Origin of the sequence: Pseudomonas qingdaonensis (genome assembly GCF_018398475.1) — a bacterium.
Classification (GTDB): domain Bacteria; phylum Pseudomonadota; class Gammaproteobacteria; order Pseudomonadales; family Pseudomonadaceae; genus Aquipseudomonas; species Aquipseudomonas palmensis.
The window spans coordinates 4,899,086-4,915,246 of the sequence record NZ_CP074676.1; the positions used below are offsets into that span (position 1 = coordinate 4,899,086).

General features: G+C 67.1%; 15 protein-coding genes. 7 read left to right on the forward strand and 8 right to left on the reverse strand.

Annotation, left to right across the window (positions count from 1 at the left end):
• Positions 1-22: 22 nt before the first annotated feature.
• Entirely contained in the window at positions 23-691 is a 669-nt protein-coding gene (locus KH389_RS22320; RefSeq protein ID WP_052504232.1) for a TetR/AcrR family transcriptional regulator, read from the forward strand.
• On the opposite strand, the gene KH389_RS22325 is transcribed toward KH389_RS22320, so the two are convergent.
• Together KH389_RS22325 and KH389_RS22330 are read right to left on the reverse strand one after the other, a co-directional pair.
• Positions 680-1,585 (reverse strand): HpcH/HpaI aldolase/citrate lyase family protein, encoded by a 906-nt coding sequence (locus KH389_RS22325; RefSeq protein ID WP_043860993.1) that lies wholly within the window; start codon positions 1,583-1,585, stop codon positions 680-682. The genes KH389_RS22320 and KH389_RS22325 overlap by 12 nt on opposite strands.
• Positions 1,586-1,630: 45 nt before the next feature.
• Positions 1,631-2,371 (reverse strand): SDR family NAD(P)-dependent oxidoreductase, encoded by a 741-nt coding sequence (locus KH389_RS22330; RefSeq protein WP_213606260.1) that lies wholly within the window; start codon positions 2,369-2,371, stop codon positions 1,631-1,633.
• A 465-nt stretch (positions 2,372-2,836) separates the two neighbouring features.
• On the opposite strand from KH389_RS22330, the gene KH389_RS22335 reads away from it, so the two are divergent.
• The 4 genes from KH389_RS22335 to KH389_RS22350 all read left to right on the forward strand — a co-directional run bounded on the left by KH389_RS22335 (position 2,837) and on the right by KH389_RS22350 (position 7,672).
• Positions 2,837-3,250: an acyl-CoA thioesterase gene (locus KH389_RS22335; RefSeq protein WP_043860990.1), complete on the forward strand. Its 414-nt coding sequence runs from the start codon at positions 2,837-2,839 to the stop codon at positions 3,248-3,250.
• Between the two features lie 71 nt (positions 3,251-3,321).
• A complete protein-coding gene (locus KH389_RS22340) occupies positions 3,322-4,464 on the forward strand; it encodes an acyl-CoA dehydrogenase family protein (protein WP_078479507.1) in 1,143 nt (380 codons plus the stop codon).
• A gap of 114 nt (positions 4,465-4,578) precedes the next feature.
• A complete protein-coding gene (gene paaK / locus KH389_RS22345; RefSeq protein ID WP_100633482.1) occupies positions 4,579-5,940 on the forward strand; it encodes a phenylacetate--CoA ligase PaaK in 1,362 nt (453 codons plus the stop codon).
• Between the two features lie 40 nt (positions 5,941-5,980).
• Positions 5,981-7,672 (forward strand): alpha-keto acid decarboxylase family protein, encoded by a 1,692-nt coding sequence (locus tag KH389_RS22350; protein ID WP_213606261.1) that lies wholly within the window; start codon positions 5,981-5,983, stop codon positions 7,670-7,672.
• A 45-nt stretch (positions 7,673-7,717) separates the two neighbouring features.
• On the opposite strand, the gene KH389_RS22355 is transcribed toward KH389_RS22350, so the two are convergent.
• From KH389_RS22355 to KH389_RS22375, 5 genes are all read right to left on the reverse strand, one after another.
• Positions 7,718-8,512, reverse strand: a complete 795-nt coding sequence (locus tag KH389_RS22355) for an SDR family NAD(P)-dependent oxidoreductase (RefSeq protein WP_043860986.1) — start codon at positions 8,510-8,512, stop codon at positions 7,718-7,720.
• A 75-nt stretch (positions 8,513-8,587) separates the two neighbouring features.
• Positions 8,588-10,078 carry an efflux transporter outer membrane subunit gene (locus KH389_RS22360; protein ID WP_054914860.1) on the reverse strand — a complete coding sequence of 497 codons (1,491 nt, stop codon included), beginning with the start codon at positions 10,076-10,078 and terminating at the stop codon, positions 8,588-8,590.
• Positions 10,075-11,151 carry an HlyD family secretion protein gene (locus KH389_RS22365; protein ID WP_213606262.1) on the reverse strand — a complete coding sequence of 359 codons (1,077 nt, stop codon included), beginning with the start codon at positions 11,149-11,151 and terminating at the stop codon, positions 10,075-10,077. Before KH389_RS22365 ends, KH389_RS22360 begins: the two co-directional genes overlap by 4 nt.
• Positions 11,152-11,171: 20 nt before the next feature.
• Complete coding sequence (locus KH389_RS22370; protein ID WP_213606264.1) at positions 11,172-12,725, reverse strand: MFS transporter; 1,554 nt, start codon at positions 12,723-12,725, stop codon at positions 11,172-11,174.
• A 191-nt stretch (positions 12,726-12,916) separates the two neighbouring features.
• Positions 12,917-13,828, reverse strand: coding sequence for a LysR family transcriptional regulator (locus KH389_RS22375; RefSeq protein ID WP_043860982.1), 912 nt, complete (start codon positions 13,826-13,828; stop codon positions 12,917-12,919).
• Between the two features lie 170 nt (positions 13,829-13,998).
• Here KH389_RS22375 and KH389_RS22380 point away from each other — a divergent pair, with 170 nt between their 5' ends.
• Together KH389_RS22380 and KH389_RS22385 are read left to right on the forward strand one after the other, a co-directional pair.
• Positions 13,999-14,451, forward strand: a complete 453-nt coding sequence (locus KH389_RS22380; RefSeq protein WP_043860981.1) for a universal stress protein — start codon at positions 13,999-14,001, stop codon at positions 14,449-14,451.
• 38 nt (positions 14,452-14,489) lie between these two features.
• The gene (locus KH389_RS22385) at positions 14,490-15,266 is read left to right on the forward strand and encodes an enoyl-CoA hydratase (protein ID WP_043860980.1); all 777 of its coding nucleotides are present in this window, start codon (positions 14,490-14,492) and stop codon (positions 15,264-15,266) included.
• A 26-nt stretch (positions 15,267-15,292) separates the two neighbouring features.
• Here KH389_RS22385 and KH389_RS22390 read toward each other — a convergent pair whose 3' ends face one another.
• Positions 15,293-16,150, reverse strand: coding sequence for an efflux RND transporter periplasmic adaptor subunit (locus KH389_RS22390; RefSeq protein ID WP_043860979.1), 858 nt, complete (start codon positions 16,148-16,150; stop codon positions 15,293-15,295).
• Between the last annotated feature and the right edge of the window lie 11 nt (positions 16,151-16,161).

Consider the following 16,161-nt stretch of genomic DNA (forward strand, 5'->3'; position numbering starts at 1 on the left):
CAGGCCCTTTCTGGAGACATTCGTGAAACACCTTAACCTTCCGCGCAAGATCCCCACCCAGGCCCGCTCGCGGATGATGGTCGAAACCATCCTCACCTCCACCGCCAAGGTGGTGGTCAAGCATGGCTACCAGGGCACCAACACCAACCTGGTGGCCCAGCGCGCCGGGGTCAGCGTGGGCTCGGTCTATCAGTACTTCCCGAACAAGGATGCATTGATCGCGGCGTTGCATGAGCGCCATGCGCAGGCCATGAACCGGGTGATTCTGGAGGTCGCCGGCGCACACGAGGTGGCCGACCTGCCGGCCCACCTCAGGCTGCTGGTGCAAGCCCTGCTGCACCTGCACCAGCAGGAACCGGAGCTGCACCGGCTGCTCGACACCGACCTGGCCAACCTGAGCCGCAGCGTCGACGACCTGCAGCACAAGGCCCGCATCACCCTGTCCATCGAGCGCCTGCTGGACCGCTGGCGGGCCACGCTGGCTCACAGCAACCTGCACCTGGCCGCCTGGCTGGCGGCGCAGGTGATCACCTCGATGGTCAAGGCCTACATCCTCGACTCGCCGCAGATGAGCCAGGCGCAGATCGAGGATGCGATCAGCAGCTCGCTGATCGGGCTGTTGTGCCTCCCGCCGGCCATGCCGCTGGCCACCGCCCGCGCCCGCGCGCAGCCGCACAGCTCAGCGGCGTAGCGCCTGGCGCGCCTGCAACTGCTCGTAACGCTCCAGCAAGCGCAGCGCCTGCAGGTAGCTGGGCACTTCCACCACCAGGCCATCGACCTCGGCACGCACGTTGCCGCCCTGGGCAGCCGCCTCGAACGCCGCCACCTGCCGGCGCGCCAGTTCGGCGTCCGCGTCAGCGGGGGTGAGGTAGCGATTGGCGACCGCCACGTGCGCCGGGTTGACCACACCCTTGGCCTGGTAGCCGATGGAGCGGGCGAACTGCATGTCGGCTTCGGCACCCTGCGCGTCGGCAAAGGTGTAGGGCGAGTCGATGGCCAGCACACCCGCCGCCGCACATTCGAGCAGAAAGCGCGAGCGCGGGTAATACAGCTCGGTGCCGGCGCGGCTGCGCCCGGCGCCCAGGTCGGCCACCATGTCCTCGGTGGCCACCAGCATCGCCTTGATACGCGGGCTGGCGGCGGCGATCTCGATGGCGCGCACCACGCCCAGCGCGGTCTCGATGTTCGGCACGATCAACGTGCTGCCGGCAGCGATGCCATGGCGCCCCTCAAGCTCGGTGATCAACTGGTCCAGCTCGATCATCTGTTCGCGGCGCTCGACCTTGGACATCATCACCACCTGCGGGCGGCCAGCCATCACTGCCGCCAGGTCCTCGTGGCCACAGGTTTCAAACGGGTTGATGCGCACCGCACTGACCCGCCCGCAGGCGCGCCAGCGCTGCAGGATATCCACCGCCAGTGCACGCGCCTCGGGGCGTCGCGCCGGTGGGGTGAAGTCCTCCAGCTCCTGCACCAGCACGTCGCCATCGCCGTCGAGTGCCGCCAGCAACGCGCGCTCGTCGGCGCCGGGAATGAAGAAAAAGGTGCGGCAAAGCGCCAGTGGGTTGTCCTTGGAAACTGCCATGGTTGACGTCCTGTACAGAGAAGAAAAGGAAGAAAAGAAAGCGCCTCAGAGCATCGCCAGGCCGCCGTCCACGGCGATGGTGGTGCCGCTGACGAACGAGGCCTTGCCCGACAGCAGCCAGGCGATCACCTCGGCGGCTTCCTCGGCACGGCCCTCGCGGCGCAAGGCGGTCATGCCGTGCAGCTGTTCGAGCTTGCCGGCGACGCGCGTGGTGTCATCGAGCATCGGCGTGCGGATCACCGCCGGGGCGACGCAATTGACGGTCAGCCCGCGCGGGCCCAGTTCGCGCGCCAGGCCCTTGCTCAGGGTGATTACCGCGCCCTTGCTGGTGGCGTAGCCGAGCGTGCCGGCCAGGCCGCCGCCGCGAATGCCGGCGACGCTGGCCACGGTGCAGATATGCCCGCCGGCGCGCATCAAGGGCACGCTGTGCTGCACCACGCTGAAGGTGGCAAGCAGGTTGACCTCCAGCAACTGGCGCAGGCGCACCACGCTCAGGTCGTCGAATGCCGTGGTGTCGACCACCCCGGCGCAGGTGGCCAGGCCATCGATGCGCCCGCGCCACCGGGCGATTTCGGCGAACACCGCGGCCACTGCCTGTTCATCGCACAGGTCCAGGGCGAACGGCCGATGGCCTGGGCCCAGCGCATGCAGGGTGCGATCCAGGCCGCCTTCGTCACGGTCCAGGCACGCCACCTGAAAACCCTCCCGTGCCAGCTGCAGGGCGGTCGCCGCGCCAATACCGCTGGCCGCACCGGTGACCACCGCCACCCTGTCTTGATTGGTCATGAACACTGCACTCCCTGAATGGCGATACAGGGCCGCTACAACAACGGCGCCTGAGTGGCGGCCATGCTAAAAGAATGCCTGCCGAACAACTACTCGCATTAAAAACCCCACACACAAGAGCCGTGCCCGTGTACCCGCCGTGGATTGCTCGCATTGCCAGGAATATTAAATATTCATGACCAAAGTTCGTTGTCGGCGGCGAAATGCGAGCAATTCAACGCCACCCTCAAGGCCGCCCCCACAAACGAACCATGGCGTACAACCAGCAGCCAGCAACCCCACGACAGACAAGCGCTGCAGCGCGAAAGCGAGTTTCCTGCAAACAAACGCGAGTAGCCTTGCAAGTTCAACTTGCCTAGCATTTGAAACAACTTGAAACCCACTTTCAAGGGACCGAACAAGTTGCCGAGAAGTTTCAATAACATCTCGCCAACTTCAAACAGAACAAACAAAAGGAAGTGCACCATGAGCCAGAAAGGCTTTGAGACCGTCATTGAAATCAAATACCGCGACACCGACTCGATGGGCCATGTAAGCAGCCCCATCTATTATGACTACATGCAACATGCCTACCTCTGCTACATGCACCACCTGCTGCAACTGCCAAAGAGCGAAAAACTGCCGCACATCATGGTGCGCAGCGAGTGCGACTACCTCAAGCAGGCCATGTACGGCGAAACCCTGGTGGTCAGCAGCGCCGTGGTGAAATTCGGCACCAAGAGCTTCGAGATCGAGCACACCATGCGCCGCCAGGACGATACCCACGAGGTGGTGGCCAGGGCCAAGTCGTACCACGTGATGTTCGACTACGACAAACAGGCCACCGTGCCTGTGCCCCAGGCATTCAAGGATCAGGTCCTGGCTTTCCAGGAAGGCTGAGCCGGCGCTCAGGGACGAACCGTTCGCCGACGCTCAGGCGCCCCGGCGAACCGACTGCAAAGGTACGCTCAATGAAACTCTCCTGGACTCCACAGCAGCTCGCGCTGCTGTCGACCTACCGCGCCATCGGCGTGGAACTGGCCGAGGCGCGGCGCAGCGCCGCCCCCGGTTTCGATCACTACGGCTGGCAGCGCCTTTGCGACGCGGGCCTGTGGAAGCTGGTCATCCCGCTCGAATACGGCGGCCTGGGTGAAGACTGGTGGGGCTTCAGTGCCGCGCTGGAAGGCCTGGCCTCGTCGATCCGCACGCCCGAGCTGCTGCTGTCGGTGATTGCCCAGGCCGGCATGGTCCGTGCCCTGATGCTCTACGGCAGCGACGCCCAGAAGGACCGCTACCTGAGCGCGATCCTGGCCGGCGCGCTGAGCGCCACCGGCATCGCCGAACCGGGCACCGGCACCGACGTGCGCAGTATCCACAGCCTGCTGACCCCGTGCGCGGACGGCTACCGGCTGACCGGCAGCAAGTTCAACATCGCCCATGCACCGGTGGCCGACTTCCTGCTGATCGTGACCCGCCTGGCCACCGACTCCAAGCACAACATCGCCCTGGTGATCATCGACAAGGACACCCCCGGCCTGACCCGTGGCGAGCCGGACGACAAGCTAGGCAACAAGCACCTGCCCACCGGCCCGCTGCACTTCGACAACCTGCCGGTGCCGGCCGAACAGGTACTGGGCGAGCCGGGCCGCGGCCTGCAGCAACTGATCAGGATCATCTCGCTGGGGCGTGCGTACTACGGCCTGGTAGCGGCCAACCTGCCCACGCCGTTCCTGGCCGAGGCCATGCACTACGCGGCCAACCGCCAGAGCTTCAACAGCGCCATCGACACCCACCAGTACGTGCAGAAGCGCCTGGTGGACATCGCCATGGGCATGGAGCGCAACCGCTGGATGGTGTACGCCGCGCTCGACCAGCTGCTGGGCAACGACCCCCAGGCGCTGATGAGCTGCTCGATCGCCAAGCTCGGCGCCGCACAGGACTTCATCCACAGCGCCATCAGCCTGCTCAAGCTGTACGGCAGCCTGGGCTACCACGAAGGCGACATCGCCACCCTGGTCAAGGACGCGCTGGGCTTTGCCAGCGTGGGCGGCACCGAAGAGATGCACCAGAAGAACATCTTCAACCAGCTGCTGCGCCTGACCCAGGCCGGCTGACCCCGCAGCGCCCGCCCCTGCCACCTGCGCGCCCGGCCCCACCCGGCGCGCGGGCATGGCAGCGCGAGCGTGGGCGCCCTTGACCACTCCCCTTCCTGGTAGAGAACAGACCCGATGCCGATCGAATCGACTTTACTGCACGCAAGCCCTGTCGCCGCCCTGGCCCCGGTGCCCTTCGCCCAACCGTTCGATGACCACCTGGAACAGGCCGGCCTCGACGAGTTGCGCCAGCACCAATTGCTGCGCCTGCGCCAGACCCTGCTGCATGCCTATACCCATGTGGCCTGGTACCGCGAGCAGTTCCATGCACTGGACGTGCACCCCTACGACCTCAAGCACCTCGACGACCTGGCGCACTTCCCGCTGACCAGCAAGGCACAGTTGCGCGACCACTACCCCTTCGGCCTGTTTGCCGTGCCGATGGACCAGGTGCTGCGCCTGCATGCCTCCAGCGGCACCACCGGTCAGCCCACCGTGGTCGGCTACACGCGCAACGATATCGACGTGTGGGCCTCGCTGGTGGCGCGCTCGATCCGCGCTGCGGGCGGGCGGCGCGGCGACCGCATCCATATCGCCTATGGCTACGGCCTGTTCACCGGCGGCCTGGGCGCACACTACGGCGCCGAGAAACTGGGCTGCACGGTGATCCCGATGTCGGGCGGGCAGACCGCACGCCAGGTGCAGCTGCTCAAGGACTTCCAGCCGGACATCATCATGGTGACGCCGTCCTACATGCTCAACATCGCCGAAGAGATCGAACGCCAGGGCATCGACCCGCAGTCGCTGTCGCTGCGCGCCGGGATCTTCGGCGCCGAGCCGTGGGGCGGACAGATGCGCGGCGAGCTGGAACAGCGCCTGGGCATCAAGGCCCTGGACATCTACGGCCTGTCGGAAGTGATGGGCCCGGGGGTGGCCATGGAGCACCTCGACACCCAGGACGGCCCGACACTCTGGGAAGACCACTTCTACCCCGAGATCATCGACCCGGTCACCGGCGCGGTGCTGCCCGACGGGCAGTTCGGCGAACTGGTGCTGACCACCCTGAGCAAGGAAGCGCTGCCGATGGTGCGCTACCGCACCCGCGACCTCACCCGCCTGTTGCCCGGCAACGGTCGCGCCATGCGCCGCATCGACCGCATCACCGGGCGCAGCGACGACATGCTGATCATCCGCGGGGTCAACGTGTTCCCCAGCCAGATCGAGGAGCAACTGCTCAAGCTGCTGATGTTCAGCCCGGTGTACCAGCTGCATGTCAGCCGCCAGGGCAACCTCGACGTGCTGGCCGTACACGTCGAGCTGCGCCCGGAACACAGCGGCCTGAGCGCCCAGCAGCAACAGGCCGCCTGCCAGCAACTGAGCCACCAGATCAAGGTGCACGTGGGCATCAGCACCCACATCCAGCTGCACCCGTGCCACACCCTCAAGCGTTCCGAAGGCAAGGCCGGCAACGTCATCGACCTGCGCCGCCAGCCCTAGCGGCGCACCCTCTCTCAAGGATCACGAGGCTCCCCTACTCATGGACATGACCATTGGCGATTTTCTGCTGCGCCGCCTTCAGGAATTCGGCATCCGCCACCTGTTCGGCGTGCCCGGCGACTACAACCTGACCCTGCTCGAACAGGTCGAGGCGCTGCCCACGCTCGACTTCATCGGCAACTGCAACGAACTCAACGCGGCCTACGCGGCCGACGGCTACGCCCGCACCCAGGGCTTCGGTGCGGTGCTGACCACCTACGGGGTGGGCGACCTCAGTGCACTCAACGGCATCGCCGGCGCCTATGCCGAGCGGGTGCCGGTGATCATGGTGTCGGGCATGCCGCCGCTGCACGCGATCATCGACCGGGCCCTGATGCACCACACCCTGGGCGACGGCAACTACGACAACATCATGGTGACCCTGCGCCAGTTCACCGTGGCCCAGGCGCGCATCACCGTGGAAAACGCCGCCATGGAAATCGACCGCGTATTGCAGACCTGCTACCGCGAACGCCGCCCGGTGTACCTGCAACTGCCCAGCGACCTGGCCACCCTGCCGATCGAGGTGCCCGACACGCCGCTGCAACTGAGCGAGCCGCGCAGCGAGCCGGGGCAACTGCAGGCGGTGGTACGGGCGCTGGTGGCACGCCTGGATGCCGCCAGCTCGCCGGTGCTGCTGGTGGACATGGACGTGGCGCGCTTTGGCCTGGTGCCCCAGGTGCTCGAGCTGATCGAGCGCTTCGACCTGCCCTTCGCCTGCCTGCCGCCGGCCAAGGCCATGCTGCCCGAGTCGCACCCGCTGTTCCTCGGCACCTACGCCGGTGCCGGCTCCGCGCCCGGCGTGCGTGCGGCACTGGAGCAATCCGACTGCGTGATCAGCCTTGGCGCACGCTTCACCGACACCAGCACCGCGCTGTTCTCCCACAGCTTCATGGACGGCGCGCTGATCCAGCTGCACGCCTACGCGGCCTCGATCGCCAGGCAGCACTACACCGCCGTGAGCCTGGGCCAGGTGCTCCAGGCGCTGGGCCAACAGGCGCTGGCACGCGAGCGCCGCGCCCAGCGCATCCCGCCGTTCAGTGCCAGCCCGGCGTTCGCCGCGCTGTCGGGCAAGCCGCTGAGCCAGCTGCGCTTCTGGCAGCGCATCAGCCACCTGATCGAAGCCGACGACCTGGTCATCGCCGAAAGCGGTACCTCGTCGGCGGGCATCAGCGGCCTGCGCCTGCCGACCGGGGCAACCTGCATCACCCAGCCGATCTGGGGCTCGATCGGCTACACCCTGCCCGCGCTGCTGGGCAGCCTGCTGGCCGCACCGACACGCCGCCAACTGCTGTTCATCGGCGACGGCTCGTTGCAGATGACCGTGCAGGAGCTGTCGACGATTCTGGCGCACAACCTCAAGCCGGTGATCTTCCTGATCAACAACGATGGCTACACCATCGAACGGCTGATCCTGGGCGAGCATGCCAGCTACAACGACGTAAACCCCTGGCGCTATGCGCAACTGGCCAGCGTGCTGGACACCCGCGAGCGCTCGCGCAGCTTCACCGTGCACACCGAGGACCAGCTCGAAGATGCGCTGGCCCAGGCCGCACAGGCCGACACGCTGGTGTTCATCGAAGTGGTGATGGAACGCATGGACGCGCCCGAATCGCTCAAGCGCTTTGCCCGACTGTTCGCCGAGTTCGACTACGGGCTGCAACCGGCCAGCCTGCCGGCGATTGCCGGCTGAAGGCCGCGCCCGGGCGAGTCGCTCGCCCGGGCGCGGCAGGGTGCATCAGGCGATGGAACGAACCACGCCGCCATCCACGCGCAGGGCTGCGCCGGTGGTGGCGCTGGCCTGGCGCGAGGCCAGGTAGACCACCATGTTGGCGACCTCCTCGACCGTGGCCAGGCGCTTGATGACCGAGCTGGGGCGGTGCTCGGCAATGAACCGGGCCTCCAGCGTCTCGCTGTCCACCCCCTGCTCCCTGGCCATCTGGCTGAAGTAGCCGCCCACGCCTTCGGAGCGGGTCGGGCCCGGCAGCACCGCATTGACGGTCACGCCGGTACCGGCCAGGGTCTCGGCCAGCCCGCGGGAAATCGCCAGCAGAGCGGTCTTGGTGGTGCCGTAATGCACCATCTCGGTCGGGATCTGCAGCGCCGATTCACTCGACAGGAACAGCACCCGGCCCCACTCGCGCGTGGCCATGCCCTTGGCGTAATGGCGCGACAGGCGCACCGCGCTCATCACGTTGACCTCGAAGAAGCGCTGCCAGTCCTCGTCGCTGATCTCGAAGAAGCCCTTGGGCTCGAAGATGCCCAGGTTGTTGACCAGGATGTCGGTTTCCGGCTCCTTGGCAAACAGGATGTCCGCCCCCTCGGCCGTGCCCAGGTCGGCCGCGATGCCCTTGACCTTGGCCCCCGGCAACTTGCGCTGGATCTGTTCGACGGCGCGCGTGACACGGGCCTTGGTGCGCCCGTTGACTACCACCTCGGCACCGGCCTCGGCCAGCCCGTGGGCAATGGCAAAGCCGATTCCGGCGGTGGAGCCGCTGACGATCGCACGCTTGCCGTGCAAGGAAATATTCATACCTGCGTCCTTTTCTGGATGACATGTGAACCCCGGCGCGGCGCCGGCCGTGCCGGGGCACGGCCGGCGCAGGCCTCATGGGTGCTTTGACCGCTGCCCTCGATCGAGTTCAGCGCTGGCCTGGGCCGGTGGGGCAAATGACTGCCAGCCCCCACCCAGGGATTTGTACAGGCCGACCATGGCCAGCGACACCGCCGCCGAGCTTTCGACCCACTGCTCCTGGTTGGCCAGCAAAGCGCTCTGCACGGTCAGCACGTTGAGGAAGTCGACCGCGCCCTCCACGTACTGGTTGCGCGCGGTGTCCAGCGCCACCCGGCTCTGGCGCACCGCTTCGTCGAGCAGGTCGCGGCGCAGCTGGCTGGCGTTGTACAGGCGCAGTACATCGTCGATCTCGTGCCAGGCGCGCAGCACCACCTGCTGGTACTGCACAGCCGCTTCCTGCTGCTGCGCCTCGCGCAGCTTGAGCACGCCGGTCAGGCGCCCGCCTTCGAAGATCGGCAGGCTCAACTGCGGGCCGATGGCAAACCGGCGCGAACTCCAGTTGCCGAAGTCCGACAGTTGCAGCGACTGGAACCCCGCGCTGCCCGACAGGCGGATGCTCGGATAGAAGTTGGCCTTGGCCACCCCGATGCTGGCCGTGGCGGCGTGCAACTGCGCCTGCGCCTGGCGGATGTCGGGGCGCCGCTCGGCCAGTTCCGAGGGCAGGCCCATGGCGAAGCGCTGCGCGGTCTGCGGCATCGGTGCCGGTTGCAGCAGTTCGTTCTGCAGGCTGCGTGGCGGTTCGGCCAGCAGCAGGCTCAGGGCGTTGATCAGTTGCGCCTGGCGGTCCTCCAGGGTGGGCAGGCGCGCCTCGATGGACGCCACCTGCGCCTTGGCCTGGGCCACGTCGAGGTTGGTCGCCACGCCATCGTTCAGGCGCATCTGCGACAGGCGCAGGCTGTGGCGCGACACGTCGAGGTTCTCGCGGATCACCGCCAGGGTGCTCTGCACCGCACGCAGCTGGATATAGTCGTGGGCGGTCTCGGCCAGCAACGACAGCAGCACGCCCTGGCGGTCGTTTTCGGCCACCTCGACGCTGGCGTCGGCGGCCTCCACCTCACGCCGCACCCGGCCCCACAGGTCCAGTTCCCAGGCAGCGGTGAAGTCGCCCTGCCACAGGTTGAAGGCCGACTTGCCGTTCTTGCCGGACGGGTCGTTGAGGCCGTCCTCGCTGTTGCGGGCGCGGCTGTAGTTGCCGTTCAGGTCGACCGACGGGTACTGCTCGGAGGCAATGCTGCTGCGCACCGCGCGGCTCTGCATCAGCCGGGCGGTGGCCACCTGCAGGTCCAGGTTGCGTTCGACCGCGCGCTGTACCAGTGACGACAACTGCGCATCGTTGAACTGCTCCCACCAGCGCGCCTGCAGCGGTGTCGCCTCGGGCTGGCTGGGGCCGGCCTTGTCCTGCAGGGTCGGCCAGGCCGACGGCGCGGTGGAACGCGGCGCTTCGAAATCGGGGCCCAGGCTGCAGGCGCCGAGGGTCAGCGTGGCGCCCAGCAGCAAGGGCGAAGTAGCCTGTGCGAAGTTCATCGAGCGCTGACCTCGTTGCCGGCCTGGGCCCTGGCCGGGCTCTGGGTATCGATTCTGGCGATCACCGACATGCCCACGCGCAGGCGGCTGAGCAATGGCTGGTCGGCGTCGAGCACGATCTTCACCGGGATGCGCTGCACCACCTTGGTGAAGTTGCCGGTGGCGTTGTCCGGCTTGACTGCGGCAAAGGTCAGGCCGGTGGCCGGGGCCACGCTCTGCACATGGCCGCGCAGCTGTTCACCGGCAAAGGTATCCACGCTCACCAGCACTGCCTGGCCTGGCTGCACGTGGGTCAGCTGGGTTTCCTGGAAGTTGCCGACCACGTAGGCCTGCGCCAGCGGCACCACCGAGAGCAGCCGTGCGCCCGGGTTGACGTAGGCGCCCACGCGCACGGCGCGCTCGCCGACCATGCCGTCGATGGGTGCGACGATCTGCGTGTAGGACAGGTCCAGGCGGGCACGGTCCAGCGCGGCCTCGGCATGCTTGAGGCCGCCCTGGGCCGCCTCCACCTGCGCGGTGAGGATGTCCACCTGCTTGCGTGCCGCGGCCAGCGCCGCACGGGTGTTGGCCAGGCGTGCCTGGGCCTGATCGACCCGGCTGCGCGCCTGCTGGGCGTTCTGCACGGTGCCGGCGCCCTGCTCGGCCAGGCGGGTGTGACGGGTCAGTTCATGGTTGGCGAACGCCAGCGCCGCCTCGTCGGCAGCCACCGCGGCCTGGGCCTGGGCGATCAGCGAAGCCTGGCGTTCGAGGGTGGCGCGGGCGTTCTGGTACTGCGCGCGGGACATCAGCAACTGCGCATCGGCGGCAGCCAGCGCCGCCTGGAAGTCGCGGTCGTCGATCTGCGCCAGCACCTGGCCGGCCTTGACCTGCTGGTTGTCCTCGACGTGGACCGCCTTGATGAAGCCCGACACCTTGGGCGCCACCACGGTGTAGTCGGCCGTGACGTACGCATCGTTGGTGGACTGCGTGCCGCCGCTGCCGAACAGCGCGGGCAGCGCCACATAGGCCAGGCCGGCGACGACGATCACCGCCACGGCGATCAGGGTGAGTCTGGAAGTTTTACTTGAGGTCATGTCTTTCTCTCTCGACGGGACTAGGCCACTGCACGCGGCGGGTAGATCCGGGTAGGCACAAAGGGAATCAGCACGATCAGCGCCAGTGCCAGCAGCGCCATGCACAGGTAAAGGTCGGCCGAGGTCAGCACCACGGCCTGCTCATGGATGCGCCTGGCCAGCCCCGGCGCATCGCTGGCAGCCAGCGGCGAGTTGCCCAGGTTGTCCACCAGCATGTTGGAGTGGAAATGCCGGCGCACCGTGGTCAGGGCCTCCAGCACCCCGGCGGCCACCACCGAAGCCAGGCCCTTGATGGTGTTGAACCAGGCCGAAGCGAACGGGCCGTCCTGCGGGGTCATGCCGCCGGTGGCGAGCATCAGCAGCGGGATCACCGCCATCGGCTGGCCGAAGATCTGGAACAGTTGCAGCACATAGAAGTTTTCGCGCACCCACTGCGAGGTGATCTGCGTGCCGCCCAGGCACGACATGGCGAGCATGCCCAGGCCGATGGCCAGCACCCAGCGGCAGTCCACCGCGCGGATGTTGCACAGCGCCGCGGTCAGCGGCAGCGCCAGCAGTTGCGGCAGCGCCACAAGCAGCATCACCGGGCCGCTGTGCACGGGCCGATAGCCCTGGACCTGGGCCAGGTAGTTGGTGGGAATGATGATCACGGCCGACAGCACCACCAGCACCCCGCCCAGGGTGATCAGGGCGTGGGTCAGGTTGCGGTTGCGCAGCATCTGCAGCTTGAAGAACGGCAGCGGGTGCGACCATTCGTTGATCATGAACAGCACCAGCAGCACCGCCCCGCCGCCCAGCAGCCAGCAGATCAGCGGCGAGTTGAACCAGCCCATGCGGTCGCCCTGGGACAGGCCGATCACGATCGAGCAGATGGCCGGCAGCCCCAGCAACAGGCCGCGCCAGTCGAACTGCTTGAAGCGCTCCAGGCGCAACGGGTCCTGCGGCAGGCCCCAGGCCACGCAGCCCATGGCCACCAGCGAGGGCAGGATGATCTGCCAGAACGCCCACTGCCAGCCGACATACTCGGTCCACATGCCCGCCAGCGGCAGGCCCAGGCTCGGCCCGAAGGTTGCGGTCAGGGCGTAGCCGGCCAGGCCGTAGAGCTTGATGCCGGGGGGCAGAAAGCGCAGCGCCACGCTCATCAGCATCGGCGGCAGCGCGCCCCCGGCAAGGCCTTGCAGGGTGCGCAGCAGCATCAGGCTTTCGAGGTTGGGTGCAAACGGGCAGAGCAGCCCCAGTACGGCAAAGGCGCCGATGGCACACAGGGTGAAGCGGCGCAGCGAGAAGGTCACCGAGCACCAGGGCGCAAAGGCCATGGCCGACACCGAGGTGGCCGAGTACAGCGCCACCAGCCAGGCCCCTTCGTCGGCGCCGATGTGCATCCCGCCACGGATGTCGGCCAGGGCCATCTTGGTGACCATCTCGTTGAGGCCGGCGCACAGCACCGCCAGCAGCACGCCGACCAGGCCCACCACGATACGCAGGCCGAAGGCAGCCGGGGCGGCCGGTTTGGCAGGCGCCGCGGCGGGCGCCGGGGTGGCCCCCAAGGGCGCCTGGGCCGCCAGCGACGTCATGGCCGGCCCCCGCCCACAGGCGCTGAAGCACGGCAGAAAAAAGGCACACACATGGCAGGAGGACTCCGGGTAGTTAAGTACCCGGCAAGTCTATGGAGGCCAATAGATGACGAAAACTGACATATTCGCAGTTTATTGCTGCGTCAAACGCAATCCACAAAAGCCATCGATAACGCGTGCCTGCCCCGGGCTCAGGCGTAGTGCCTGGAGCAGCATTCCTTGAGGGTCTGGCGCAACCAGCGGTGGGCGGGGTCGTTGTCGAAGCGCGGGTGCCAGGCCTGCATGATGGTCACCGCCTCCAGCGCCATCGGGATGCGGAACGAGCGCAGCGGCAGGCCGAGCCGGGCCACGCTCATCAGCACGTGCTCGGGCAGCGCCAGCAGCAACTCGGAGTCGGGCAGCGAGAACATCGCCGAATGAAAGCTCGGGGTGATCAGCGCCACGCGCCGCTGCAGGCCCATGCCGGCCAGCGCCGCATCGATCGGGCCGGCGGCGCGGCCACGGCGCGACACGCTGATCTGCTCGTAGCCGGCGAAGCGCTCGGGGGTGATCTCGTCATCGAAGATCGGGTGATCGACCCGCGCCAGGCCGACGAAGGTGGTGGAGAACAGGCTCTGCACCTTGATCTCGGGGCCGAGGTTGCGCGTGGCACTGATGTACAGGTCCAGGCGCCCGTCGCGCAGTGCGGCGTCCTCGTCGCCGCCCTCGCCTTCGGGCACGAAGCGCAGCACCGTGTGCGGCGCCTGTTCGCGCATGGTTTCCAGCAGGGGCGCGGCAAAGGGCGCGATGAACACATCGTTGGCGCGCAGGTTGAAGGCCCGTTCCAGGCTCTGCAGGTCGACCTCGTCACTGGAACTGAACACCTGGTTGGCCTGCTCCACCACGCTGCGCACCTGACTGCGCAGGGCCATGGCCTTGGGCGTGGGCACCAGGCCGCGGCCGGCGCGCACCAGAATCGGGTCACCCACCGCATGGCGAATGCGCGTCAGGGTACGGCTCATGGCCGCGGGGCTCAGGTTCATCCGCCGCGCCGCGCCGACCACACTGCCTTCATCGAGCAGCGCATCCAGCGCGACCAGCAAATTCATATCTGGAAAGTGCATGGCAAGCATCCATTCATTGCTTCGTTGAGTCCGGGGCAAAGCTTAACAGTTTCCGCCGCGCTCACAGCCCCTGCATGTGGCGCAACTAGTCATTGCACGCTGCACCATTTACCGCGCCGCATGCTTTTTTCAAGAATGCTGCTCTTTGCACAGTGAGTGGACCCTGCCCCATGTACAGCGTCGTTTTGATCGCCATCGATGGCTCGCCACGCAGCCACGGCATCCTGGAAACCGTCAGCACGTTCTGCGAGCAGACCCGTCATCGCCTGCATGTGCTGCTGGCGGTCGACCGTGCCTACGCACTGCCCGAACAGGACGGCCACATCAGCCCGCAGGACGAAACCGAATACCCGGCGGCCAGCCATGAACAGCAGGTGGCCGACATGAGCATGCTGCAGGCGGTGACCCACCTGCGCGAGCGCGGCTTCCAGACCGAAGGCAACCTGGTCAATGGCGACCCGGTGTCGAGCATCGTCGCCGAGGCCAAGCGCCTGGGCAGCGACCTGATCGTGATGGGCCACCGCCACCTGTCGCGGCTGGACCGCATGTTCGACCCCTCGATCAGCAGCAAAGTCATCGACAAGGCCGGTTGCCCGGTACTGGTCGATGCGCGTCATCTCTGACGCCCCCTTGCCCTCACCCCTTGAACGAGACTACACGGATGAAACTCGATTACCTGCTGCTGGAACAGATTGACGCGGTGGCGCTGATTCGCCTCAACCGGCCGCTGTCGCTCAATGCCCTGTGCGCCGAACTGGCGGCGGAGCTGGCCGGCGTGCTTGACCGCCTGGAACAGGACCGCAGCGTGCGCGCCGTGGTGCTGACCGGCACCGACACGGTGTTCGCCGCCGGGGCCGACATCATGGCCATGCGCAACCGCAACTACATCGACGTGTACACCAGCGACTTCGTGACCGTGGACTGGGAGCGCCTGGCCAGCTTTCGCAAGCCGGTGATCGCCGCGGTGGCCGGCTACGCACTGGGCGGTGGCTGCGAGATGGCGCTGATGTGCGACTTCATCATCGCCGCCGAGAGCGCGCGCTTCGGCCAGCCGGAAATCAAGCTGGGGACCATCCCCGGTGCCGGCGGCAGCCAGCGTCTGGCGCACTTCATCGGCAAGGCCAAGGCCATGGACATGGTGCTCACCGGGCGCACCCTGGACGCCCACGAAGCCGAGCGCTGCGGCCTGGTGAGCCGGGTGGTGAGCGACGCGGCGCTGCTCAACGAAGCCTTGCGTGTCGCGGCGCGGATCGCCGGCTACTCCGGGCCGGTAGCGATGATGGCCAAGGAGGCGGTGAACGGCGCCTTCGAAACCACCTTGAGCGAAGGCGTACGCCAGGAGCGCCGGCTGTTTCATTCCACCTTCGCCATCGAAGACCAGAAGGAAGGCATGGCCGCCTTCGCCGAGAAGCGCGAGCCGCAGTTCATGCACCGCTGAACGTTCGCCATGGCAGCGGCACGCGCTCAATCGCGCGGCTTGACCACCACCGTGCAGGTGGTGCCCGCTGCCAGCAGGAAGCCTTCGGGCACCTCGTCGATGTGAATGCGCACCGGTACCCGCTGGGCCAGGCGCACCCAGTTGAAGGTGGGGTTGACGTCGGCGATCAGCTCGCGGCTTTCAGGGTTGTCGCGGTCATAGATGCCGCGCGAGATGCTCTCCACATGCCCCTTGAGCACCTCGCCGCTCATCATCTGCAGGTCGGCCTGATCGCCCACCTTCACGTGCGGCAGCTTGGTCTCCTCGAAGAAGCCGTAGACCCAGAACGAGTCCTTGTCGACCACCGCCATCTTCGGCTCACCGGTGCGCGCATAGTCGCCGCGGTGCACGTTGAGGTTGGTCACGTAGCCGTCCACCGTGGCCAGGATGCGCGTGCGCTTGAGGTCCAGCTCTGCCGCCGCCAGCTGCGCCTGGGCCTGCTGGTAGTCAGCCAGGGCCGAGTTGGCGATGTTGCTGGCGTCGTCGCGGTTCTCCCTCGAGATCACCAGGTTGTCCATGTCGGCACGCCGGTGCGCATTGACCTTGCGCATCTCCCAGGTGGCCTTGCGCGAGGCTACCAGCGCCTGCGCCTGTCTGACCGCCACCTCGTAGTGCTCGGGGTCGATCTGGATCAGCAGGTCGCCCTTCTTCACCAGCTGGTTGTCGCGCACCGGCACGTCCACCACATAGCCGGGCACGTCGGCGGCCACGTTGATGATGTCGGCGCGTACCCGCCCGTCACGGGTCCAGGGCGTGTTCATGTACTGCACCCACAATTGCCGGCCGATCGCCACGGCAGCTGCCAGTACCAGCAAGGTGGCGATCAGGCTGAAAAACTTTTTCATCGACTAGGGTC